The organism is Colwellia aquaemaris (assembly GCF_057548755.1).
On the sequence record NZ_BAAJLV010000003.1, the window covers coordinates 165,476 to 189,247 of the forward strand.

Consider the following 23,772-nt stretch of genomic DNA (forward strand, 5'->3'; position numbering starts at 1 on the left):
CTATTAGAAATCAAAACTGAACTGAATGAGAAATGCTGAATTTGACAAAGAATCTGTGCTAAGAGCGGCGATGATCGCATTTATGGATAAAGGATACGCCAAAACCAGTATGCAAGATTTAAAGGTCGCAACAGGTTTGCACCCAGGTTCTATTTACTGTGCTTTTGAAAATAAACGTGGTTTATTATTAGCAGCGTTAGGTCAGTATCGTGCTGACAGAGCACAAGAATTCCAAGGATTTTTTTCCGAATCAGGTGCTAAATTAGCGCAAATGCAGGCTTATCTAGAGCACATTGTACAAGAGTGTTTAAGTTGTGAAGCGGCACAAGCTTGCCTGTTAACTAAAGCATTGAATGAATTAGCGGAGCAAGATAATGAAGTTCAAGCAATATTAATTGAAAACTTAGCCGACTGGCAAAACTCGATTGAAATGGTGTTTGCAACGGCAATTGAAAATAAAGAGTTACTCAGTAAACGCAGTGCTAAGCAATTATCTCGATTTTTTATCATGGGAGTGTACGGCTTAAGAACTTATGCGCAAACTCATCCCGAACCTGAGGTTATGCGTGAGTTGGCGACGCAATTATTTACTGATTTGTCCCGATAATTTTACCATGGAAATCATAGGTCTAGTAATTTATTGACCTCTAAGGATAATTTACCTACTGTAGTGAAGAGTGGCTGAAAAACGCTTGCTGAATGTCAACTTCAAACGAAAAGGAATGATATTGTCATTAAATATTCGCTCTCTTAGTCATCAGATAGTTGATGGCAACCATACTCGAAACTTATTATCTGAACTTTCTCTTTCAATTCAACAGGGGGAATGTATTGCGCTAATGGGCGATAGTGGTAGTGGTAAAACAACACTCTTAAACCTGATTGCTGGCTTAGAGTCGATTCAAACGGGGGATATTCATGTTGCTGGGGTGTCGTTAGTAGGCGCTTCAGATAAGCAATTGAGCCAACTGCGTAAACAATACCTAGGAATAATATTCCAGCAATTTAACTTACTTACTGGGCTATCGGTTAAAGATAATATTGAGTTTAGCGCTAAGTTGTCGGGGCGTTTTCAAGTCGGTTATGGTGATGAATTGGCGAAAGAGCTGGGTATCGACTCACTATTGAATAAATTTCCTGCAACACTTTCTGGCGGCGAAATGCAAAGAGTGGCAATTGCCAGAGCGTTAAACGCACAACCGCGGTTATTACTAGCTGATGAGCCTACCGGTAATTTAGACAATACCAACAGTGAACATGTTGTTGAACAGCTGGTAAAGCTTGCCAAGTCAAACAATACCGCTTTGCTTATGGTAACTCATAGTTGTGAGGTGGCAAGTCGCATGGACAAAGTTTATCGTTTAGCCAATGGCAAATTAACTAGCTGATCTTATGAGCGATTTACTTGGTCGTAGAGCCATCATTAATAGCGTGTCAGAGTTTTTACTAGTCGCGAAAGTTTGTATTGCCGAATACCTTAGAAAACCTTTGTTAAATATCGGCTTTATTTTCAGCTTAGCAATAGCAACAAGTACTTTATTAAGCATTTTAATTTTAAACGATGCCAGTAAACAGCAATATCAAGCTGCGAATACTCGTTTAAAATCGCCTATTGCGTTCAATATTGTGCCGAAAAAAGGCGGAATAATTACTATTGCTGATTTTGCCAGATTACGCGCATTAGGCTTTTCACAAATTAATGCTAGTCATTTATTTCAAAAAACTTTCGCAAATGGCAAAAAAATTAACTTTCGCGCCTTAGATATTTTGCCCTTTGTATTAACGTCGCCACAAAGCTTTACCAGCGAAGCGGTGAATATTAGTCAAAGTTACGCAACTAAACTCGGCCTTGCTGTTACAGCTCAGCATCTACCTAAGCTATTATTTGCAAATCAAAAAAGTGTGCCGTTAAAGGTTAACCAATTTAATGACTGGGGTTCAGTAGCGCTTATCGATATTACACTTGCTTGGCAACTATTTCCTGATATTAAAGGCTTTAGCCATTTAATGGTTGGGCCGATAAGTGATAGAGCGTTAGCACAACTCACTTCGGTTTTACCCCAACATTTAACTATAGAGCAAGTTTGGTCAATTGAAGAGCGTGAAGGTTTTGCCGAGGCCTTGCACCTTAATTTATTTGCACTGGCGGTTTTAGGCTTTATTGTAAGTTTATTTATTGCATTTCAAGCGGCTAATCAGGCTTGGACTAAACGAGGTGAACTCGCTACGCAGTTAAGATTATTAGGGGTAGAATTAAAAATAATACAAGTAGTGATGTTATCTGAGGCGCTACTTTTAACCTTGTTAGCCAGTATTATCGGTGCTGTTATCGCTATCGCTTTAGTGTCGTTCTTATTACCTATGCTAGGAGTCACTTTAGAACAATTGTATCGCTTGCAAACCAGTGGTCATTTTCAGTGGCGTGGTGACTATAGTATATGGGCATTTTTGATATCATTTGTTGCTGTTATTGCTGCGCTAATAAAGCAGTTTTTTGCCATTAGCGCTGACAACATAGAACAATCTGCTCGTGCAACTACAACTCGGTTTAGTTTCAAGAAAAATGCCGTTATTGCGCTGAGTTTAGTTGTGGTACATATATGTTGGCCTAACGATAGCTGGTTACAACTTATGTTGAAATATGGCTTGTTACTCGTTGCAAGTGTTGCCTTGCTACCTATGATACTGAGTTATTTATTTTTGTTGTTAAGCTATATCATTAAGCCTTTTCGAATACAGTTTATTTTGGTCGATGCTGGTCAGCAAATTACTAGACGCTTTTTGCCAATAGCGGCTTTTTATTTGGCATTAACGGCAAGTATTGCTGCCGCATTAATGGTACATAGCTTTCAAAGTTCATTTGAATCCTACTTAAATCAATTATTAAGTGCCGACTTGTTTGTTCGCTTTGATGAGCAACAAAAGCCAAAATTAGCTCAACGTCTTGCGCAAAACGACCGTATTGATGAGTATGTTTTATTTGAAAGTACTTTAGCTAAATATCAGCAAGATACCGTTGAAGTTTATCGACTGGCAGCTGATCGTCAGCAACAAAGTTTAATTCTAAAATCAGGAAGTTTAGTAGCATTTAGTGCGACAAAAAAGCATTGCTATATTAATGAACAATTGGCCTATAAACGTGATATCGCATTGGGTCAAAAAATTAATATTGCACAAAATCAACGAGCTTTCTCTTGTCAGGTCCAGGGGATTTATTATGACTATGGCAATCAGGGATTTGCCATAAAAGTGCCATCTTTTCATAAAATAACCGAATTGACTGGCTGGCGGGAAACCGGCTTTGGCATATTTTTAGTTCATGATAGTCAATCAAATGTGCAAATTGTTATCGATGCTTTAACCTTAGATGATGAGTTGAGCCTGACAAAAGAGCAAATTTATCAGCCTGAACAAATTAAGGGACTTGCTTTAGCTATTTTTAAGCAAACCTTTTTATTGACGCAAGCTATTGCCTTTGTGCTGCTTTCAATAGCATGTTTTGGTTTATTTTTATCGGCAAATAGCCTGGAGTTGGCTCGCAAAGCTGATTTACATATTTTAAGCAGTTTAGGTTATAGTCGAGTGGAGGTATTTGCTCATATGTTATCACAGTGGTTTTTAATAGCTTTTGCCACTATTTTACTAAGTTGGCCTATGGCAATTGTTCTTGCTAACGCATTAGTTAGCTTAATTTTGCCAGCCTCATTTGGCTGGTCAATGCCATTACAACTAGACGTAACCTCCTTTTCTGTTAGCAGCTTTATTGGCCTAGTATTATTGATCCCGGCGTTAGCAATTCCTTTATATAAACTTAATATTAGAGCAAGTTTGTCATGAGCTACGCCAGTGTTAATTTCACTTATTCAAGCGATAAGATAAGCAATAAACTTCTCCGGCTATTGCTACTGATCTTTTGTATTTCTGCTTGCAGTGACAACAAAGTAGAGAAACGTTCTGCACTGAAAAGTCTTGGTGATACTGCAGGCAATTTTGCAAAACCTTCTCGCAATAATGTCATTAAATTTCCTGATGCCCATGGGCCGAAAAAGTCATTTCAGCAAGAGTGGTGGTATCTTACGGCAAATTTGACTACAGAAAATGGCGATACATTAGCAACGCAATGGACTTTATTTCGTCGCAGCGTTGAAGATAAACATTGGTATTTTGCTCATGCCGCATTGGCCGATGCTATTGAACATCAATCGGCATTTCGCAGCGCCAGAGAAGAGTTAGGTCATCTAGCTATAAGCACTGAGCCTTTTAACGCTGTAATTGATGATTGGCAATGGCAATCATCAAAAGCATTACTGCCAGCAAACTTACGCTATGGTGAATTTATAGATTTGGCTATCGCTGACAGTGAACCGCTAAACTCTTCATTGGCCAAGCCATCGCAAGAGCGAAGGTCGCGTTGGCAAGTAAATCTTGATTTATCGCTTGATATTTATGATGAAAATACTCCAACATTTTTTTTGCAAGGCGAACAAGGTTTTAGCCAGAAGCATCATACTTTAGATATTGCTAGTCATTATTATTCGCAGCCTTTTATTCATGTTAGCGGTGAGGTTTACTGGCACAATAAATGGCAAAAAGTTACTGGTAAGGCTTGGTTTGATAGAGAGTGGGGCTCGCAAATGCTCGCGGAAGATCAACAAGGTTGGGATTGGTTTTCATTACGTTTAAACGCGCAAACCGCTTTAATGGTTTATCGTATTCGTTCTAATAAGAAAGATTACCTTTATGGCAGCGTTATGCACAAAGATGGCTCAATAAAAACCTTGTCAAATACTGAAATTGTTTTACAAAACAACAGTGTAATAGTGGCGAATGAGCAATATCCTGACGCATTTAACATTAAAATTGCGCAACAGGGCATAGATATTAATGTCAAGGTGATAAACAAAAACCAAATTATGCGATTTGGTATTGAATACTTTGAAGGTATGGTGTCGTTTAACGGCAGTCACCAAGGCCAAGGTTTTTTAGAAATGACCGGATATAAGTAATAGCCAAAGACCTGATACAGTAAACATAGTGGCATCAGGTCTACTCGAAAGTTTTATTTAAGCTGTTGCGGATTATTACTGACTAAACTGGCAAAGATAATTAAATTAGCAATAAACCAAATATCTTTGATCAAAAAATGTCCCCCCGTTGACAGTAATGTTTCACTTGATAGCGCTGCCGGCCAGCTTAAGAAAAAACTTTGGGTAACTATAAATACCGCTCCTGACATTAGTACAGCAGGTAATAGTAATTGTTGCTTAAATACCGCTAATATCAGCAAAGTTAACGCTACAATGTCGTAAACACCGATCAAATTTGAGGTTGTTTGAAGATCCCAAACATCATACATCCAAGACATCAACGGGGAAGTGCTAACTAAATCTTCAATGCCCTTTGCTTCCAATAAAGTAAACTTCATTCCGCCTATCCAAAGCAAAACGAGTATTACCGGAAAAGCATTTAGCCAGATGGCTTTTTTAGCTGGTAAATAAGGTTTTGCTAAAAATATCCCAATGGCCAACAATGCAAAGTATTTAATTACCCCTTGCCCTGAACCAATCGCAGGAAAGCCGCCTAGTGATTCAATCCACATGCTAGAGCCAAGTAATGGTAGTAAGGCGGCTATGCTAATAGCACTAATAAATAAACCTAATTTCGCACGTAGTTCAATGCGTTTGATGGCAAGAGCTGACCATACTGCGGCGATGACAAGACTAATGCCAGCAATACTATTGAAAGCTAACTCAGGTAAAAACTCACTAATGCCATAAAAGTCAGTAGTTAAAGATATGTGCTTGTGATGGCCCATTAACAAAATACTCAAACCGAGTAGTGCCATCGAAATAGCAAGTAACGTTAATAATGCGGTGAAGTGTGATTTTTTCATTTATGTATCTTTTTAGTCAAAATGCTGGGGGAAGTACGCCATTGTCGATATGGCAACTTGTACTGTTGCTGCAAAAGACCTAAGCAGCGCTAAAATTATTTCAATGTTGTGATGATATTGATCATTATTTAATTGATGGCTACTAGGTGAGGGGGGGGTTACTGTATTTTTTTTTCGCAGTTTAGTGAACGTTTATGCAAGACAGAACTTAAGTCATGCGGTTGTTCTCGACTTTGTTTCCTGAGTTATTTTAATTCTTGCATCTATGCAGTCACACATAATTAAGTGATAACGCAATCGAAATATTCAATAAACACTGTCTTTTGAATACGCTTAAAAGTAATTTGCCCATTGTTGTGGTTCATTTATATAGAATAACTATACCTCATTCACTCCGCCTTCATTAAATCACGTTTAATCAAACAAAATATAACTGCATAGATCAACTCGCCCTAAATAAATGAATTATGAATTCGTATGCAATTGGCATGGTGAAGATTAAATGTGTACTCTCGAAAGATTAATTTTGTTGTTGATATTGCTTGGATTGTTTTTACAACATTCCTGCTACTACTTTCTAAGGTACTTAAATGCGTCGTAACTCGCCAAAATCTAACTTAGCTATGTTAAGCAAACTAAAAAACTTTAAAACGATAAGCTGTGCCGTTTTACTTGGACTGGGCTTAACAGGTTGCATTATTGCCATAAAAGCGCCAGTTACCAATTCTGAAATTGGCCAATTTGTGGCAGTAGATAACACAATTATTAGCGAAGAAAAAGTCAAGGGTAAGCCCGTAGTCTACCAAGTGTTTACGCGCTTATTTGGTAATAAAAACAGCACTAATAAACCTTGGGGTACTATCACTGAAAATGGTGTTGGTAAGTTTAGTGACTTTACCCAACAAGCATTGCAAGGAATAAAAGAACTTGGCGTTAGCCATGTTTGGTATACGGGGGTAGTGCACCATGCTTTAATTGGCGACTATACAGATTTCGGTATTGAAAATGATGACCCAGACGTAGTGAAAGGGCGAGCAGGCTCACCATATTCTGTTAAAGATTATTACAGTGTTAACCCAGATTTAGCCGATAACCCAGCCAAACGTGTTGAAGAGTTTGAAGCGCTGATCAAACGTACCCATGAACAAGGCATGAAAGTTATTATCGACATAGTGCCAAACCATGTTGCCAGAGCTTATCACTCGTTAGATAAACCCGCGGGCGTTCGCGACTTTGGCGCTGATGATAATACCCGCGTTGAGTTTGATCGTAACAATGATTTTTATTATGTTGTTGGACAAGACTTCAAAGTACCTGAAGCTATGAATAGTTATGCCCCACTAGGTGGTGAAAAAAATGATTTAGCTGACGGAAAGTTTACTGAGTCACCGGCAAAATGGACAGGTAATGGCTCACGTGCAGCGCAACCACACTTCAATGATTGGTATGAAACCGTAAAGGTAAATTATGGTGTAAGACCCGATGGTAGTTATGCCTTCGAGCAGTTACCTGAATCATATCGTTTTAAAGACTACCAAGCACACGCAGATTTTTGGGCTGATAAAGATGTGCCTAGTTCATGGCGCAAGTTTCGTGATATTACCCAATACTGGTTAGCAAAAGGGGTGGACGGTTTTCGTTATGATATGGCAGAAATGGTGCCGGTTGAATTTTGGAGCTACCTTAACTCGGCAATAAAAATGACTAATAAAGGCGCTTTTTTATTGGCTGAAATATATAACCCAAAACAGTATCGAAACTATATTCAGCTAGGAAAAATGGATTACCTCTACGACAAGGTCGACTTTTATGATCGCACTAAAGATATTATGCAAGGTAAAGGTAACACCGGTGACTTAGCAAATATTCAACAACGTTACAGTGATATTGAACAGCATTTATTGCACTTCTTGGAGAATCATGACGAGCAGCGTATTGCCAGTAATGACTTTGCTGGAAGTGCTGAAAAAGCTAAACCGGCCATGGTGGTTTCAACGTTGATCAGCCGCTCACCAACCATGATTTATTTTGGCCAAGAAGTGGGTGAAGATGGCAGTGAAGAAACTGGTTTTGGCGACCCAACACGTACTAGTATTTTTGACTATGCCGGTGTACCGGCCCACCAACGCTGGATGAATAACGGTAAGTTCGACGGCGGTCAGTTATCAAGTACCGAGAAAAACTTGCGTGATTTTTATCAGCGCTTATTAAATATTTCCGCCAAAAACCCTGCTATGCAAGGGCAATACTTAAGTTTGCATAACGATAATCGCCAGGCGTTAACTGAGTATAACCAGCTTCAATTTGCTTTTTCTCGCTGGTCAGAACATGAGAAATTAATTGTTGTCAGTAACTTTGATAGTGAGCAAAGCTACCAATATCAGCTGCATATTCCGGCCAGTTTAATTAAGCAATGGCAGCTGTCAGCAGGACAATATCAAGTAGAAGATTTATTGTATGGAACGACGAATTCTTTAACGGTACATTCGGATAAATCCGCGACTATTGCAGTAAATATGACGCCACTTAGTTCATTCGTTTTTCAAATTAAGGTGAATAAGTAATGATAAATTTTACTATCACACTCAATAAAAATGAACGTAAACCCCGTTCAGTTTCACTTGTTTTTAGTACGCTATGTGCTTTTTTGCTTGCCGTTTTTAACGGGCAACTATTTGCTAGTGATTATGTAAGTCATCAATTACGAGATAATCAGCTGTTAGTTACTACAACTGACGGAACGTTAGCATTAACGGCACTTAACGTGGCGGCATTTGAAGTACATTACCAAGCAAAAGGAGTAAAGCAGCTTCCATCGTTTGCCATCGATAAACAGGCACTAACGCATAATGCCAAACTAGAATTAGTGTTAGAAGAGTCACCATCGCAGCTAATAATTGCAAACAATAACCTTGTTGCATATATCAATAAGTCGCCGTTAAGAGTTAGTTATAAAAATGCCTCAGGGGAATTAATAGCCGCTGAAGAACGGGGCTATTTCAATAAACAAGACGACATAGAAAAAGCCAGTGATAATAACTTTACATTAGGCTTTCGTTTTAAGTTACAGCCGCAAGAAAAAATACTCGGTGGTGGCCAACGGGTTTTAGGTATGGATCGCCGCGGCCAAAAAATGCCGCTATACAATCGCGCGCACTATGGTTATGAAACGCAATCAAATCAAATGTATTATGGCTTATCGGCGATTATGTCCAGTAATAAGTACATCATTGTTTTTGACAACTCCGCCAGTGGCGAACTTGATATTGGCCATAGTGAAAAAGATATATTGCAATTTAGTGCCGTAGCTGGCCGTAGCTCTTATTTGATCATGACAGGTGAAACTTACCCTAATTTAATTGAAAACTTAGCCAGTGTTACCGGTAAACAACCACTTCCACCACGTTGGAGTTTAGGTAATATTGCCAGTCGCTTTGGCTACCATAGCGAACAAGAAGCACGTGCAGTGGTGAAAAAATACTTGGATGAAGACTTTCCACTAGATGCTATTGTTTTTGATTTATATTGGTTTGGTGCCGATATTAAAGGCCATATGGGCAACCTAAATTGGGATAGAAAAGCCTTTCCAAGCCCAGTTGAAATGATCAAAGATTTCAAGGCCGAAGGGGTTAATACAGTCATGATCACTGAACCATTTATATTAACCTCATCTAGTCAATGGCAAAGCGCCGTTGAAAACAGTGCCTTAATGAAAAACAAATTAGGTACACCCGAAAAATTTGATTTCTACTTTGGTAATACCGGGTTAGTAGATGTTTTTGATAGCAAAGCACAAGATTGGTTTTGGCAATATTATCAAAAACTAGCTGAGCAAGGTGTTGCTGGCTGGTGGGGAGATTTAGGTGAGCCAGAAGTACATCCAGCCAATGGTTTACATAACTTTGATGGTGTTAAAGTTACTGGTGATGAAGTGCACAATGCTTATGGGCACCAATGGGCCGAAATGTTGTATCAGCGTTTACGTAAGTTTCAACCACAAACAAGACCATTTATTTTAATGCGCTCTGGCTTTGTTGGCTCACAACGCTATGGCATGGTGCCTTGGACGGGGGATGTGAATCGCAGCTGGGGCGGTTTTAAACCACAAGTAGAATTGGCGCTACAAATGAGTTTGTTGGGATTAAGTTACACTCATTCTGACTTAGGTGGTTTTGCCGGTGATGGTCCAATTGATAAAGAGCTTTACATTCGTTGGTTACAATATGGTGTTTTTCAACCAGTTTTTCGTCCTCATGCACAAGAGCAAGCTAAGCCTGAGCCGATTTTTCACGACACCGAAACTAAAGATATTTTGCGTGAATATGTGAAATTGCGTTATCGTTTAATGCCTTATATTTATTCGTTAAGTATTGAAAATAGCCTAACGGGTATGCCAATAATGAGACCAATGTTTTTTGAAGATGAAACTAACCTAACTTTAATTGATGAAAAAGACAGTTACTTTTATGGCGATTCATTACTTGTTGCACCTGTTACTGAGCAAGGTGCACGCAGCGTTGACATAAATTTACCTAGTGGCGTATGGTTTAACTTTTGGCACGGGCAGCGATACCAAGGTGGGCAAAAAACAACAATAACGGCTCCGTTAACGCAAACACCAGTATTGGTTCGTGCCGGAGCATTTATCCCTATGGTTGATGCTGTGCAATCAACTAAAGATTATGATACTAGCCACTTAACGTTACATTATTACGCGGATGCTTCGGTTCAATCATCTTCAGCAACCATGTATAACGATGACGGTAAAGACCCGACATCACTAGCAAGTGGCAATTATGAGACGTTGCGTTTTAATGCGACGCAAAACAAAGCGCAATTAGCAGTGGAATTAAGCCAACAAGGGCAGTTTGTTAACATGCCTGAGCAGCGTCAGGCGGTGCTTGCGGTTCATAATTGGTTAGAGAGCCCCAAGCAAATTACCTATAACGGTAATGCTATTAAAGTATTGTCGGACGAACAAGAATATTTAAAAAGTGAGCAATCAGCCTGGTACGATGAAGAAAAGCAGCAATTGTCGATTAAATTTAGCTGGCAAAAGAACGGCTTGATTAATATTAACTAGCAAAGCTGTTAGCTTATTTTGATTGATATATTTACCACGCATGATGAATATTAAGTAAATTACTATTGTCAGTTTAATCTTCGAATGTAATGATGTGTTAGCACTATTTCGCAAGTAAGGAGGTGAGATTTGCAAGCACAACATGGTGAGTTTGAAATTGATATAGATAACAATGTTATCAAAGTTACCGTGCAAGGCGCCTTCAATGATGTTGGCGCAAAAGCGTTAGTAACACAATTAAAATCGTTGCTTATTTCGTTGGATAAGCAACCATTTGCTATCTTGGCCAATTTATTGGCTTTTGATGGCGGCACGCCTGAAGTTTTTATTATGTCTGATGAGTTTAATGCTTGGTTAAATGATAAAAATATGGTGGCGAAGGCATTGGTATTTACCTCGCCTGCATTAATTGCCATAGAGCAAGCTTTAGTCAAATCAAAAACCACGCAAAATATTCGTTATTTTGAAGATGAAAATACCGCTTTAGCGTGGTTAAATAACCAGTTACGAAGCGCTGAAGCTAAATCAGCTTAGGTGTTAGCCATAATTTAAATTGTTAAAAATTGTAGCAGTGCTTAGTTAATGCGATATTAACCTAAGCTGTTGTTAAGTAGTGTTTTTACTGTTTTATTTTAGTTGGTTTTTTAGTTGTTATCGTAAAAAGCGCCTTACATTAGTTCATCTTCTCTCTCAAACAGACTAGATCACTTGTGGCAATAACGTAATTCATTTACACTTTCGCTAAGTTTATTAAGTGGAAGTATCTGTGTTTAATCGCCTGTTAATTATAATGTTTGCTGTAATGTTTGCGAGTCAAACAATTGCCGCTGCGTTTGATTCTCATGGTGCTCACCAAGAAGTTGATGCTGGCCAAAACTTATCTCACCGTAGCTTAGATGAATCTCACAAATGGCATCAGGAAGGCACATTAATAGTTGCGAATAGTGATGTTGATGAAAGCTCTAATAGCCCAGAGCAAAATCAATTTGACTGCCACCATTGTTGTCATTGCCATTCACCGTCCGGTGTTTATATTGTTTGTTATCATGAGTCTACTTTATTGCGTAAAGATAATAGTAGTGTCTTAACCACTAAAACTGCCTTACTGTCACTTTGGATATCTCCAGAACACCGCCCTCCAATCGTTTAATTTTCATTAATTACTTTATTCCCAATTAGTTAAATAACTTAACTGTTGGCATTAACATATTGTAAATCTGTCGAATTTTAAATGCTTACTTAAAGTGTTTCGCACCATCATATTTGTTGTTTATACACAATGCACTCTCTGAAAGTGATTGCGTTAGATAGCAAGGGTAAATATTAATGCGACTTTATGTGAGCTTATTCGCTCGATTTATGATCTCAAATGAAAATAAGAGATTTCGAAAATGACCAAAATCAATATAAAAGAACTTAAAAGCCAGCTTTTAATTGGCTGTTTTAAAATAAAAAATTCAATTCATTATAGACACTTAGGGCTAACTTTTTTGCTCGCCATAATGTTTGCTACACCTGCCATGGCGTTAGAGAATGTTGCTCAACTGAGAGATAAAGAGCGCGAAAATCATGGTCATTCACATGAAGAAAATGCTGAACAACAAGCCACTAGCAGCGCCTTTGCAACGCAATCACAACCTGAAGAAGAGCATCAATCAGCGATAAATTTTAGTGCTGAAAAAATGCAATTAGCAGGCATTGAAGTGTCTGCGATTGCTCCTAAGGTGTTGATGAGTCATTTATATGCGCCGGGAGAAATTAAAGCTAATGGCTATAAAAGCTATGTTGTTTCGCCGCGAACTGAGTCAGTCGTGGTTTCTCGACATGTAACCTTAGGTCAACATGTTGAAAAAGGTGAAGCTTTGGTCACCTTATTTAGTGAGTCGGTCGCTGAAGCGCAAGCAAAATATCGAGTTGCCTACAATGATTGGCAACGTAATAAAAAACTAGGTAAAACAACGGTCAGTGAAAGTCAGTTATTGAACTCGCAAACCGATTATGTTTCAGCATATAGTCGACTAAAAGCCTTTGGTTTAACTGAAGCTGCCATTGCTGAAGTTGCTCAAGACCATTTAGCAACGCCTCATTTAGGTGAGTTAGGTGAATATACGTTAATTGCTCAGCGAGCAGGTGCCGTGTTGAATGATAATTTTTCGCAAGGGCAACGTGTCTCGGCTGGCGATGCAATAATGGTTCTCGCTGATGAAAGTGAGCTTTGGGTTGAAGCGAGAGTGTCGCCAAATAAACAGATAAATTTACCTAAAGGCACGCAAGCGATTATTGAAATGGCTGATCAGTCTTTTGTTGCTACGGTTATTCAAGAAGCTCACACGATAGATCCGAAAACTCGTACACGTATTGTTCGACTAGCGGTTAAGAATAGTCAAGATCGTTTGCACCCAGGTATGTTTGTTAATGTAAATTTCAATTTCTCCACCAATAAGCCAGTAATGGCAGTTCCTGAGTCGGCTTTAATGCGTTCAAGTGATGGTGACTGGATGGTTTTTGTTGAAGACCACCCAGGCGAGTTTATGGCAAAGGAAGTTGAACTAGGGCGATCGTTAGGGCAATTTCGTCAAATTTCAGGTTTAGCACCACAAACGCGAATTGTAACTAAGGGGGCATTTTTTGTTGCTTCGGAAATTGCTAAAGGCGGATTTGATCCGCATAACCATTAATTTGGCTTTAAGCGATGGCACTAGCAAATATAGGAACAAAACATGTTTAATAAAATTATAGATTTTTCTATCAATAATCGCTTGTTAGTGATGTTGATGTTAGTAACTAGCTTAGTAGGCTCTGTGTTTATTATTCCTCAATTAAACTTAGACGCTTTCCCCGATGTTACTAATGTACAAGTAGCGGTAAACACCGAAGCGCCGGGGTTAGCCGCAGAGGAAGTTGAGCAACTCATTACCTATCCAATTGAAGCCGTTATGTATGCGATGCCTGACGTTGAGCAAGTGCGCTCAATTTCAAAAACGGGTTTGTCTGGCGTTACTGTAGTGTTTAAAGAGGGCACAGATATTTACTTTGCTCGCCAATTAGTTTTTGAACGTTTACAAGCGGCAAAAGAGCTTATTCCTGCAGGAGTTGGTACACCGGAAATGGGACCTAATACTTCAGGTTTGGGGCAAGTGTTTCAGTATCTACTGATAGCGGATACGGATTCTGGTTATAACGCTATGGAGCTGCGTAGTCTCAATGACTGGATTGTGAAGTTATTAGTGATGCCTGTTGACGGTGTGACTGATGTATTGTCGTTTGGTGGTAATGTTCGCCAGTATCAGGTCAATATTGAGCCGAGTAAATTGCTGTCCTATCAATTGACGCAAAAAGATATAGTGAATGCTTTGGAAAATAACAATAGCAATGTTGGCGGTTGGTACATGAATCGTGGGCAAGAGCAACTTGTTATTCGTGGTACTGGTTGGTTCAATGGCGGTGAAGCTGGTATTGTCGATATCCAACAAGTACCCGTAAAAACAGTTGATGGTACAGTTATTACCGTTGCTGATATTGCAACTGTTGAATTAGGTAGTGAAATTCGACAAGGTGCAGTTACCATGACCCGTCGCACTGACAGTGGTGCGGTAGAAAACCTAGGTGAAGTGGTTTCGGGTATTGTCCTTAAACGTATGGGCGCAAACACTAAGTCCACCATAGATGGCATTAATGCTCGTTTACCGTTAATTGAACAAGCATTACCAACGGGGGTGCGTTTTGAACCTTTCTATGATCAATCAGATTTAATTGTTAAAGCAGTTAATACCGTGGTTGATTCACTCATTCTAGCTTTTATCTTTATATCGGTAGTACTGGCACTATTTTTGATGAACTTGCGTGCAACCTTTCTTGTACTTGTTTCTATTCCTATTGCGATAGCAATGACGCTGATGATTATGTCGTATTTCGGTTTATCAGCAAATTTGATGTCATTGGGTGGAATTGTGGTTGCCATCGGTATGTTGGTAGATGGCTCAGTAGTTATGGTAGAGAACATGTTTAAACATCTTAATAAATCTGCAAACGCCTATAACTCCACGAGACTGGAAAATAGTAGCTCAGTTGATGAGCAAGCGTCAGAAAGTTTTGAACATGCACATATTGCGCAACGCTTAAAACAAGCCGGAAAAGAAGTCGCGCGCCCGGTTTTCTTTGCGGCATCTATTATTTTAGTGGTATTTATGCCGTTATTTAGCTTTGAAGGCGTTGAAGCTAAGCTATTTCAGCCAATGGCAATAAGTATCATTTTGGCGGTTATTTCAGCCATTTTTGTTGCGCTAATTATTGTACCTGCAATGGCCACTTATATGTTTAGTAAAGGTGTAAAAGAGCGCGATAGTATCATTTTACGGCCGCTTAATGTTTGGTATCGCAAAGGTTTAATTGTCGCAATGAAACACACAAAAGTAGTGCTTGTGTCTGCAGCTATATTATTGGTGAGTGCGATTGCGCTAATACCACAAATTGGTACGGAGTTTGTACCTGAGCTTGAAGAGGGCACCATTAATTTGCGGGTGACATTAGCGCCATCATCAAGCTTGGAAACGGCACTACAAGTTGCACCAATTTTAGAACAGAAACTAATGAAATTTCCTGAGGTTGAATATACATTAAGCCGCATGGGGCGAGCTGAAATTGGCGGTGATCCTGAGCCCGTGAACAATATTGAAATATATATTGGTTTAAAGCCTGTAGCCGAATGGACTAGCGCAAAAGGCCGCTATGAATTACAACGCTTAATGGCGATAGAATTAGAACAATTCCCTGGCCTGCTACTAAACTTCTCACAGCCAATAGCAACTCGAGTGGATGAGTTACTTTCAGGGGTAAAAGCGCAGCTTGCCATTAAGTTATTTGGTCCAGATTTAACCGTGTTAGCAAGCAAAGGACAAGAGATTGAAGCGGCAATTAAAACAGTTGAAGGGGCCCGTGACGTTGCTATTGAACAAATTATAGGTGAAGCACAATTGGTAATAAAACCTAATAGGCAGCAACTTTCTCGTTTCGGTTTTTCTGTTGGCGATGTTATGGAAGTTGTTAAAGATGGTATTGGTGGTACGACAGCGGGTCAGGTCATTAATGGTAATGAGCGTTACGATATTTATGTGCGATTACAGGAAAAAAATCGCAGTAATCGTGAAGAAATTGCCGAATTACGGTTGCAATCTCCTACCGGTGCTTGGGTTCGATTAGGTGATATAGCTGAAATATCGTTAGAGTCTGGGCCTCCACAAGTTCGACGTGATGATGTACAGCGCCGAGTGGTTATTCAAGCTAATGTGCAAGATAGAGATATGGGCAGTGTTGTGGCAGATATTAATCGAGTTATTGCTAAAACCGTTGACTTACCTGCCGGTTACTCTGTTGCGATTGGCGGCCAGTTTGAAAGTCAACAACGAGCACAAGCAAGGTTAGCAATTGTATTGCCTATCTCGTTATCTCTTATTGCTTTGCTTTTGTATTTTGCTTTTGCCTCTGTGGGGCAAGCTATGTTGATTTTGCTGAATGTACCCTTGGCGGTAATTGGCGGTGTTTTCTCATTGTATATTTCTGGTCAGTATTTGTCGGTCGCTAGCTCTGTTGGCTTTATAACTTTATTTGGTGTTGCTGTACTAAACGGTGTCGTGATGGTGGAGAGTATTAATCAACGGATAAAAGATGGCTTAGAGGTATCAAAAGCGGTGTTTGAAGGGGCAACATCACGTTTACGGCCAGTGCTGATGACAGCTATAACATCGGCATTAGGCTTGATTCCAATGTTGATGTCTAGTGGGGTTGGGGCAGAAATTCAGCGCCCGTTAGCTAGTGTTATTGTAGGTGGTTTAGTCACCGCAACCTTGCTAACTCTGTTTGTATTACCTGTGCTGTTTCGTTGGTTTTCAAAAGCAAAACTTGCACAATTAACGCGCTAGGTTTGCATTAGCGTTATTTTACTATAGGGTAGAACAAGCTGATATTTGAGGCTTTACCGGTTTCGGTTAAGCCTCTTTTGTCTTTGAAATAGAAATTATCACTCATTAAGGACGGCCCATGAATGTTGAACAAGCAATTGCCAGTGTAAATAATATTTTATGGGGAGAAGGGCAAGTTCTTATTTATGTGCTGATATTTGCTGGTTTTTGGTTTACGTATAAATTGAAATTTGTGCAAATATTGAATTTTCGCCATATGTTTGCAGTCATGAAAACCAGCACCAAGGGTAGCAAAGATCAAGGTGGTGGCTCAGGTATTAGTTCATTACAGGCACTCTTTATTGGGCTGTCAGCGCGGGTGGGTACCGGAAACTTAGCTGGGGTTGCCGTGGCAATTTCGTTAGGTGGCAGTGGGGCGATATTTTGGATGTGGGTTATTGCCTTATTAGGTATGGCCACTGGCTTTGCAGAAAGTGTTCTTGGCCAACTTTATAAAGTGAATGATGATCATAAGGAATATCGAGGCGGGCCAGCTTATTATATTCAAAAAGGCTTAAACCAACGCTGGCTGGCAATTTTATTTTCTCTATGCTTATTTCTTGGTTATGGTTTTAGTTTTAGCGCCATGCAAGCCAATACGATTGCCGACTCATTAAACCATGCCTTTAATATGCCAAGTATTTATACGGGAGCTATTGTTACCTTGCTTGCTGGGGCTATCGTTTTGGGCGGGTTAAAGCGTATTGCAAAGTTTGCAGAGCTTGTTGTGCCATTTATGGGACTTGCTTTTATTCTAGTGGCGGTAATCATCACCTTAACGAATATTAGCGCAGTTCCGGCGATGCTTTATGATATTTTTCTATCGGCTTTTGGGTTGCAAGAAGCAGGGGCTGGTATGCTGGGTGCTGCGATCAAAAATGGTATTCAACGAGGCTTGTACTCCAATGAAGCAGGGGCTGGAAGCGTGCCGCACGCTGCGGCTAGCGCAAGGCCTGTGCCTAATCATCCGGTAACTCAAGGGTATGTGCAAATGCTTGGGGTATTTTTAGATACCATGGTGCTATGTACTTGTACTGCGGTGATTATTTTATTGGCGGATATTAACATTAGCGGTGAAATGGAAGGCATTCGCCTTACTCAAGATGCAATAACTTATCACTTAGGTGACATGGGGGTGTATTTTGTTTCTGCGGCAATTAGTTTATTTGCTTTTACCTCTGTTGTTGCAAATTATGCTTATGCGGAAAGTAACTTACATTTTTTTAAATTAGATAACAAAATTGGCCGGGCTGTATACACAATTATGTATCTAACTATGGTTTTTTGGGGAGCCAGTGCCTCTTTAAAACAAGTGTGGAGTATGGCTGATGTTGCCTTAGGCTTGATGACATTAGTTAACGTTATTGCCATAGTACAATTAACACCGACTATTGTGGCATTAATGAAAGACTATAATGCTAAACGTAATTTAAATAATTCTACCGAGGCCAATATGGCTTTTCGTGCAACTGACATACAGTTTCAAGGGCGTCTTCATAAGGGGATTTGGGACAAATAATTTAATATAATTAGAGAGATGTTTAGATATGTATATCTCTCTGATTACAATTCGGTAACCTTGAGTCACAAGATTACCATACTTTCTCCGTTATAAATTTGTTAATTTTGAAAAACAGCAACTAGACTAATTGCTTATAGAAAGCGTAAAAACACTTTCTATAATAATGATTACTATTAAGATTTTGGTTTTTCAGGACATAATTGATTTGCATCATGAATCAAACCATAGGGGATATGGTAGCATTTACTCAGTCTAACGATTAAGTAACCATGCCATTCGCCACACTTTGATTTGTGCACGCAGTGATATTTATTTCCGAAACAAGTATAAATTACTCTTATAAAAAGGATAAGTAGTGAAGTTTTCTGATATCTCATTTAAAAATAAAGTATTTATATTACTGGCACTGCCATTAATTGGTTTTTTGTGGTTAAGCATTTTAACGCTAAAACAAAATTATTATGTAAGTAGTGAGGTAGAAAAGTTATCTCAACTAACACAAATGTCGATTATTTATAGTGAACTTGTACACGAATTACAAAAAGAGCGTGGTGCAACTGCGGGTTTTCTAGGCTCAAAGGGTGAAAAATTTAGTAATGAGTTACAAAAGCAACGTACTGACACCGATGCTAAAAAACAAAGCCGAGCCGCTTTCTTGGCAAGTAATGATTTTGAACAAGCAGCTATTAAGCAGCTCAATCAAGAAATTGCTAAAGATTTAGAGGGTTTATCGCAAATACGTTCGCAAGTTAATAGTTTTGATATTGCTACCAAGCAAGCTATTAGTTATTACACAAGTTTAAATGCCAAGCTTTTGTCAGTATCTAGCTTAATTGCTGAGTTAAGTACTAATGCTAATATTGCCAAACAAACTATTGCTTATTATAACTTTTTGCAAGGAAAAGAGCGTGCCGGTATTGAACGTGCGGTTATGAGCAATACCTTTGCAGCAGACACTTATGCTGAAGGTATGTTTGCTAAGTTTATTGCTTTAGTGACTGAGCAGAATACCTATATGGCTAATTTTCTAACTTTTGCAACGCCTGATAATATTTCTTATTACCAAGAGCAAATTAACCACCCAGCAGTGCAAGAAGTGAAAAATCTGCGGGCGATTGCTAAAAGTAAACAATCCAATTTTGACGTTGACGCTGTATATTGGTTCCAGCAGGCGACTTTACGTATCGGACAATTGAAAAAAGTTGAAAATCAAGTTGCAAATCACTTGTTAAAATTTGCAAAAAATGAAGCTGACAATGCATTTAGTACTTTAGTTATTGATTTAGTGGTAACTATTGTTTTACTTGTGGCTGTAACCCTTATTAGTGTGCTATCGATTAAAGACCTTTCGGCACGAGTTATTGAATTAACTTATGTGATGGCAAAGGTTCGAGATGAAAATGACTTGACCGTTCGCACCACCTTACAGGGACAGAGCGAGTTAGGGCAAATATCCCAAGCGCTAAATTTGACCCTAGCGCAGTTTTCGAAAACGGTTAATGAAATATCTGCGTCAAGTCAGACCCTTTCAGCTGCAGCTGAGGAAACGTCAACCACCTGCGAATACAATGCTTCAACAATGACTGAGCAACAGCAAGGTATTGCAACTATAGCGGCGGCAGTTGAAGAGTTATCGGCAACGGTAAAAGAAGTAGCAAGTAATACACAACTAACGGCCGACTCTGCCAAGGAGGCGAACGAGCAAGCAAATAATGGCTTAGAAGTGGTGCAATTGTCCTATAGTTCAATTGAGGTTTTATCACAAGAGATAGACAGTTTAGCTAAGCAAATTAATAGCCTGCATGAAAGTAGTAGCAATATAACGAAAGTGGTTGATGTGATCAAATCTGTTGCAGAGCAAACTAACTTATTGGCCTTAAATGCCGCTATTGAAGCAGCACGAGCTGGCGAACAAGGTCGCGGCTTTGCGGTTGTTGCCGATGAAGTTCGAACTTTGGCACAAAGAACACAAGAATCAACCTTAGAAATTGAGTCATTTATTGGTTCGTTACAAGCCGACGCCAATGCCGCACACCAAGTTATTGAGGCGAGTCAAGAAAAAGCCAGCATTGCAGTTGAAAACTCAAAAAATGTTGAGCACTCACTCGAAGGGATAACTCAGGCTGTTGGACAAATATTTTCTATGTCTGAACAAGTTGCAACGGCTATTGAAGAGCAGTCTGTTGTTACCCAAGATGTTGCACAAAACATTGTTAACATTGAGCAAATGTCGGAAGAAACAACAACAGGAGCAACGCAAATAGCAACCACAGCAAGAGAGCAAGCTCAATTGGCCGTGTCGATGCAAGACTTAGCTAAACGCTTTCAAGTATAGGAGTACTAATTTATTGGCAGAGCCAATTATTTAGTCGTTAAAGAATATGGAAATAGACTTGGATGTTTACCAGCAATAAAAATAAATTAGTGCTTAGTTTTATTGCTATGCTGCTAATGGGGCTTTTAGCGTCAACTTTTGTTGCGTATTTGCATGTGAAAAGCCGTATTGAAATGGCAATTCAAACCGAAATAAAGCTTAAAGCAAGCTTTGTTGTTAGTGAAATTAATCATTGGACTGATGATATTGTTGAGCAAGTAAATAGCTTTGCCTTGTATTTACAAGAGCATGATTTAAATGTTGAACAGCATCATAGTTTTGAAGAGTTTCTAAGATGGCGGCCATATGAACATGGCTTACAGCACTTAGGATATGTATCAGACAGCGATGGCACATACAGTGTTGATCGTTGGCAGGTACCTAAAGGTTATGATGCGCGAAAAAGGTCTTGGTATATTGAAGGTAAGGCAGCGGGAAAGGCTGTATTTAGCAAACCTTATATCAGTATAGAAAACACTAAAGAAGCATGGATGGCTGTTACCTCACCGATTAGCTCGCAAGGTAAATTTATTGGTCTAGCGTCCGCCCATGTTAATTTTGATTATATGCTGACGGTATTACGCAATATTGATATGGATATGGCTGGTAATGTTTTTTTAGTTGATAGTAACGGCAATGTTATTTTATCGGAACATCAAAGTCCCAATAATATTTGGTCGCAACAAATGCAGTTGCTATTTCGAGCAAATACCGTTGAAGGCATTATTCCAATATCAGAGTCTTCACCTTATACTTTTTATGCCACAAAAGCCCTAGCAGGGCTAAATAGCCATATCATTTTTGCAATTCCTAATAGCATTATTGCGAAAGAAATCTACCAAGGAACATTAACATTATTAGCTAAGTTTTTAGTGATATTTATTCTTGTGATGATTGCTTTGTATTTTTCCAATAGGCACTTACTAGCACCACTTTTTGACTACCTTGAATTAGACAGTGTGACGTTACTGCCAAGTAAAAAGCACTTTAAGCAACAAGTTGAAAAGCAGTTTCTTGTGCCAGAAAAGCAAGGTCGTTTATTGATCATCAACATGGAAAACTTTAACCGTATTACCGCTTCTTACCCGGCAGCATATGTCAGTTTATTGCAAAACCAAATAAAAGAGCGGATACAAAAACAATTACCCTTGTCGTCGTTATTAGGTAATTTTTCTGAAAGTCGCTACATTGCATATTATCAAATAAATGAAGATACCTGTGAAGCGTTGCTAGAGCAGCTAACGTCGGCATTAGCTGAGCACTATGAAATAGCGACGGGGGAAATTTATTGTAATTTTAGAATTGGAGCCAGTGATTTTCCAGCGCATGGAAGAAATATTGAAACCTTAATTGATAATGCTTTTTCTGCACTTGGTAGTGTGAGTCGTCAACATAGTAACGCTTACAGTATTTTTACTGCGAAAATTAATCAACAATTTAGTGACGCTCAGCAAATTCATAATGCCATGAAAAAAGGTTTGAGCACCTCGAACTCTGAATTTACGATGGTTTATCAACCTCAAATTGATGCTAAAACTGGAACTTTATTTGCTGTTGAGTCTCTTGTGCGTTGGTATTCTAAATCATTAAATCGGACAGTTTCTCCTGGTGAGTTTATTCCCGTTGCCGAGAGTAATGGCTTAATGGTGTCACTAGGTGACAATATTATGCGGCAAGTATTTCGACAAGTGTCAATGTGGAATAAAACACAAATTAATGTTCCCTTAGTGAGTGTTAATATTTCTCCGCAGCAGTTGTTGGCGGCTAATTTTTATCATAACTTGATGGTTAATGTTGAATATTTCGATATATTGCCGAGTCAAATTGAGCTTGAAATTACCGAAACTTGCTTACTTGATAACCCTAAAGAAACAATTTCCTTATTATATAAAATAAGCCAACAAGGGTTTGCAATTGCAATTGATGACTTTGGTACGGGTTATTCTTCATTGCAATACTTAAATTCTATGCCGTTACATAAACTAAAAATAGATCGGACATTTATTGTCGACTTAGACAAAAAAGAGAAAAGTGCCGTGTTAGTGAAAACCATAGTCGCTATGGCTAAAAACTTAAATTTAGCGGTACTGGCAGAAGGCGTTGAAACCGATGAAGAAGTGACAACACTATTGTCACTAGGTTGTAACAACATTCAAGGCTATTTTTTTTCAAAGCCATTAACCGCTGGTGATTTAGAACAGTATATTTTAGAAAAAGAAAATAAATAGCTGATGAAGCTGTTGTTACCTATCGATTTATATACTCATTTTTTAACTAGTTAAAACACCTTAAACCCAATCAAAATCTTCGTTGCGCTTAGTTTTAAGCTTTTTTATTCTGTTCAATGAGACGACGTTTTTCTATTGCCATAGGTGTTATACCGTCATTAAGCTTCTTTTCAAATCCTAAGGCAAAATAAATCTCCGCCATCAAAAATAATGGTCCAATAATTAGTCCCATAATATCGTCAAAAAATGCTGGCTTAGCTTTTTCATAAATATGTCCGATAAACTGAATTATCCAGCCGATAACAAATGCAATGATGGCAAGCCAAAACGCATTTGGTGCTGTTGATATTAAGCTAGCTAGATAAATATTTAATACAACATAAACCGTCATCCCGAGGGCTAACTTAGCATGCAATTTAAAGTAATAAAGCAAAGTAATGGCGAAAAGCACCATAGCAGGTGTTAAATTTATAGATGAACTGGAAAATGGGATAGTGTAGGTATGTAAACTGAGTAATACCGTAATAGCCCAAACAATTAAAGGGATACCGACAAAGTGGGTTTTAATATTTTTTTTATTAAAGTGAACACTTTTATAGTTAGCTAGCTGTTCTTCGACTGTTTTCATGACAGTTCCTCATTATTATTCTGCGGTTATAATGGCAACTAATGCTATTGAAGTAAAGAGAGCAGACCAGATGATAATATTGAAAAC

General features: G+C 38.8%; 15 protein-coding genes. 13 read left to right on the forward strand and 2 right to left on the reverse strand.

Features of this window, described 5'->3' with window-relative positions:
- Positions 1–25 precede the first annotated feature (25 nt).
- The 4 genes from AC27HL_RS10270 (at position 26) to AC27HL_RS10285 (ending at position 5,006) form a co-directional block, all read left to right on the forward strand.
- A complete protein-coding gene (locus AC27HL_RS10270; RefSeq protein ID WP_487080894.1) occupies positions 26–607 on the forward strand; it encodes a TetR/AcrR family transcriptional regulator in 582 nt (193 codons plus the stop codon).
- 121 nt (positions 608–728) lie between these two features.
- Positions 729–1,388, forward strand: coding sequence for an ABC transporter ATP-binding protein (locus tag AC27HL_RS10275; protein WP_487080895.1), 660 nt, complete (start codon positions 729–731; stop codon positions 1,386–1,388).
- A gap of 4 nt (positions 1,389–1,392) precedes the next feature.
- Positions 1,393–3,837: an ABC transporter permease gene (locus AC27HL_RS10280; RefSeq protein WP_487080896.1), complete on the forward strand. Its 2,445-nt coding sequence runs from the start codon at positions 1,393–1,395 to the stop codon at positions 3,835–3,837.
- Complete coding sequence (locus AC27HL_RS10285; protein ID WP_487080897.1) at positions 3,834–5,006, forward strand: lipocalin-like domain-containing protein; 1,173 nt, start codon at positions 3,834–3,836, stop codon at positions 5,004–5,006. The genes AC27HL_RS10280 and AC27HL_RS10285 overlap by 4 nt, the downstream gene beginning before the upstream one ends.
- Before the next feature lie 53 nt (positions 5,007–5,059).
- On the opposite strand, the gene AC27HL_RS10290 is transcribed toward AC27HL_RS10285, so the two are convergent.
- Positions 5,060–5,893, reverse strand: coding sequence for a DUF417 family protein (locus tag AC27HL_RS10290; protein ID WP_487080898.1), 834 nt, complete (start codon positions 5,891–5,893; stop codon positions 5,060–5,062).
- Between the two features lie 590 nt (positions 5,894–6,483).
- Between AC27HL_RS10290 and AC27HL_RS10295 the strand changes: the two genes are divergently transcribed.
- From AC27HL_RS10295 to AC27HL_RS10335, 9 genes are all read left to right on the forward strand, one after another.
- Positions 6,484–8,457, forward strand: coding sequence for an alpha-amylase family glycosyl hydrolase (locus tag AC27HL_RS10295; RefSeq protein ID WP_487080899.1), 1,974 nt, complete (start codon positions 6,484–6,486; stop codon positions 8,455–8,457).
- On the forward strand, positions 8,457–10,976 hold the full coding sequence (locus AC27HL_RS10300; RefSeq protein WP_487080900.1) for a glycoside hydrolase family 31 protein: 2,520 nt from the start codon (positions 8,457–8,459) through the stop codon (positions 10,974–10,976). The genes AC27HL_RS10295 and AC27HL_RS10300 overlap by 1 nt, the downstream gene beginning before the upstream one ends.
- A 129-nt stretch (positions 10,977–11,105) precedes the next feature.
- A complete protein-coding gene (locus tag AC27HL_RS10305; protein ID WP_487080901.1) occupies positions 11,106–11,510 on the forward strand; it encodes an STAS/SEC14 domain-containing protein in 405 nt (134 codons plus the stop codon).
- A 232-nt stretch (positions 11,511–11,742) separates the two neighbouring features.
- Entirely contained in the window at positions 11,743–12,126 is a 384-nt protein-coding gene (locus AC27HL_RS10310) for a hypothetical protein (RefSeq protein ID WP_487080902.1), read from the forward strand.
- A gap of 352 nt (positions 12,127–12,478) precedes the next feature.
- The gene (locus tag AC27HL_RS10315) at positions 12,479–13,654 is read left to right on the forward strand and encodes an efflux RND transporter periplasmic adaptor subunit (protein ID WP_487081216.1); all 1,176 of its coding nucleotides are present in this window, start codon (positions 12,479–12,481) and stop codon (positions 13,652–13,654) included.
- A 42-nt stretch (positions 13,655–13,696) separates the two neighbouring features.
- On the forward strand, positions 13,697–16,894 hold the full coding sequence (locus AC27HL_RS10320; RefSeq protein WP_487080903.1) for an efflux RND transporter permease subunit: 3,198 nt from the start codon (positions 13,697–13,699) through the stop codon (positions 16,892–16,894).
- 118 nt (positions 16,895–17,012) lie between these two features.
- Positions 17,013–18,452 (forward strand): alanine/glycine:cation symporter family protein, encoded by a 1,440-nt coding sequence (locus AC27HL_RS10325; protein WP_487080904.1) that lies wholly within the window; start codon positions 17,013–17,015, stop codon positions 18,450–18,452.
- Positions 18,453–18,810: 358 nt separating this feature from the next.
- Positions 18,811–20,790 (forward strand): methyl-accepting chemotaxis protein, encoded by a 1,980-nt coding sequence (locus AC27HL_RS10330; protein ID WP_487080905.1) that lies wholly within the window; start codon positions 18,811–18,813, stop codon positions 20,788–20,790.
- Positions 20,791–20,852: 62 nt separating this feature from the next.
- Positions 20,853–23,057 carry an EAL domain-containing protein gene (locus AC27HL_RS10335; RefSeq protein ID WP_487080906.1) on the forward strand — a complete coding sequence of 735 codons (2,205 nt, stop codon included), beginning with the start codon at positions 20,853–20,855 and terminating at the stop codon, positions 23,055–23,057.
- A gap of 94 nt (positions 23,058–23,151) precedes the next feature.
- On the opposite strand, the gene AC27HL_RS10340 is transcribed toward AC27HL_RS10335, so the two are convergent.
- Positions 23,152–23,685, reverse strand: a complete 534-nt coding sequence (locus AC27HL_RS10340; RefSeq protein WP_487080907.1) for an Mpo1 family 2-hydroxy fatty acid dioxygenase — start codon at positions 23,683–23,685, stop codon at positions 23,152–23,154.
- Positions 23,686–23,772 lie beyond the last annotated feature (87 nt).

What these genes read in the sequence shown, in the direction of transcription:
- AC27HL_RS10320 (WP_487080903.1), top strand. Translation starts at nt 13,697, where the DNA reads ATGTTTAATAAAATTATAGATTTTTCTATCAATAATCGCTTGTTAGTG.
- AC27HL_RS10315 (WP_487081216.1), top strand. Translation starts at nt 12,479, where the DNA reads ATGTTTGCTACACCTGCCATGGCGTTAGAGAATGTTGCTCAACTGAGA.
- AC27HL_RS10290 (WP_487080898.1), bottom strand. Translation starts at nt 5,893, where the DNA reads ATGAAAAAATCACACTTCACCGCATTATTAACGTTACTTGCTATTTCG.
- AC27HL_RS10340 (WP_487080907.1), bottom strand. Translation starts at nt 23,685, where the DNA reads ATGAAAACAGTCGAAGAACAGCTAGCTAACTATAAAAGTGTTCACTTT.
- AC27HL_RS10280 (WP_487080896.1), top strand. Translation starts at nt 1,393, where the DNA reads ATGAGCGATTTACTTGGTCGTAGAGCCATCATTAATAGCGTGTCAGAG.
- AC27HL_RS10335 (WP_487080906.1), top strand. Translation starts at nt 20,853, where the DNA reads ATGTTTACCAGCAATAAAAATAAATTAGTGCTTAGTTTTATTGCTATG.
- AC27HL_RS10285 (WP_487080897.1), top strand. Translation starts at nt 3,834, where the DNA reads ATGAGCTACGCCAGTGTTAATTTCACTTATTCAAGCGATAAGATAAGC.
- AC27HL_RS10325 (WP_487080904.1), top strand. Translation starts at nt 17,013, where the DNA reads ATGAATGTTGAACAAGCAATTGCCAGTGTAAATAATATTTTATGGGGA.
- AC27HL_RS10300 (WP_487080900.1), top strand. Translation starts at nt 8,457, where the DNA reads ATGATAAATTTTACTATCACACTCAATAAAAATGAACGTAAACCCCGT.
- AC27HL_RS10270 (WP_487080894.1), top strand. Translation starts at nt 26, where the DNA reads ATGAGAAATGCTGAATTTGACAAAGAATCTGTGCTAAGAGCGGCGATG.
- AC27HL_RS10295 (WP_487080899.1), top strand. Translation starts at nt 6,484, where the DNA reads ATGCGTCGTAACTCGCCAAAATCTAACTTAGCTATGTTAAGCAAACTA.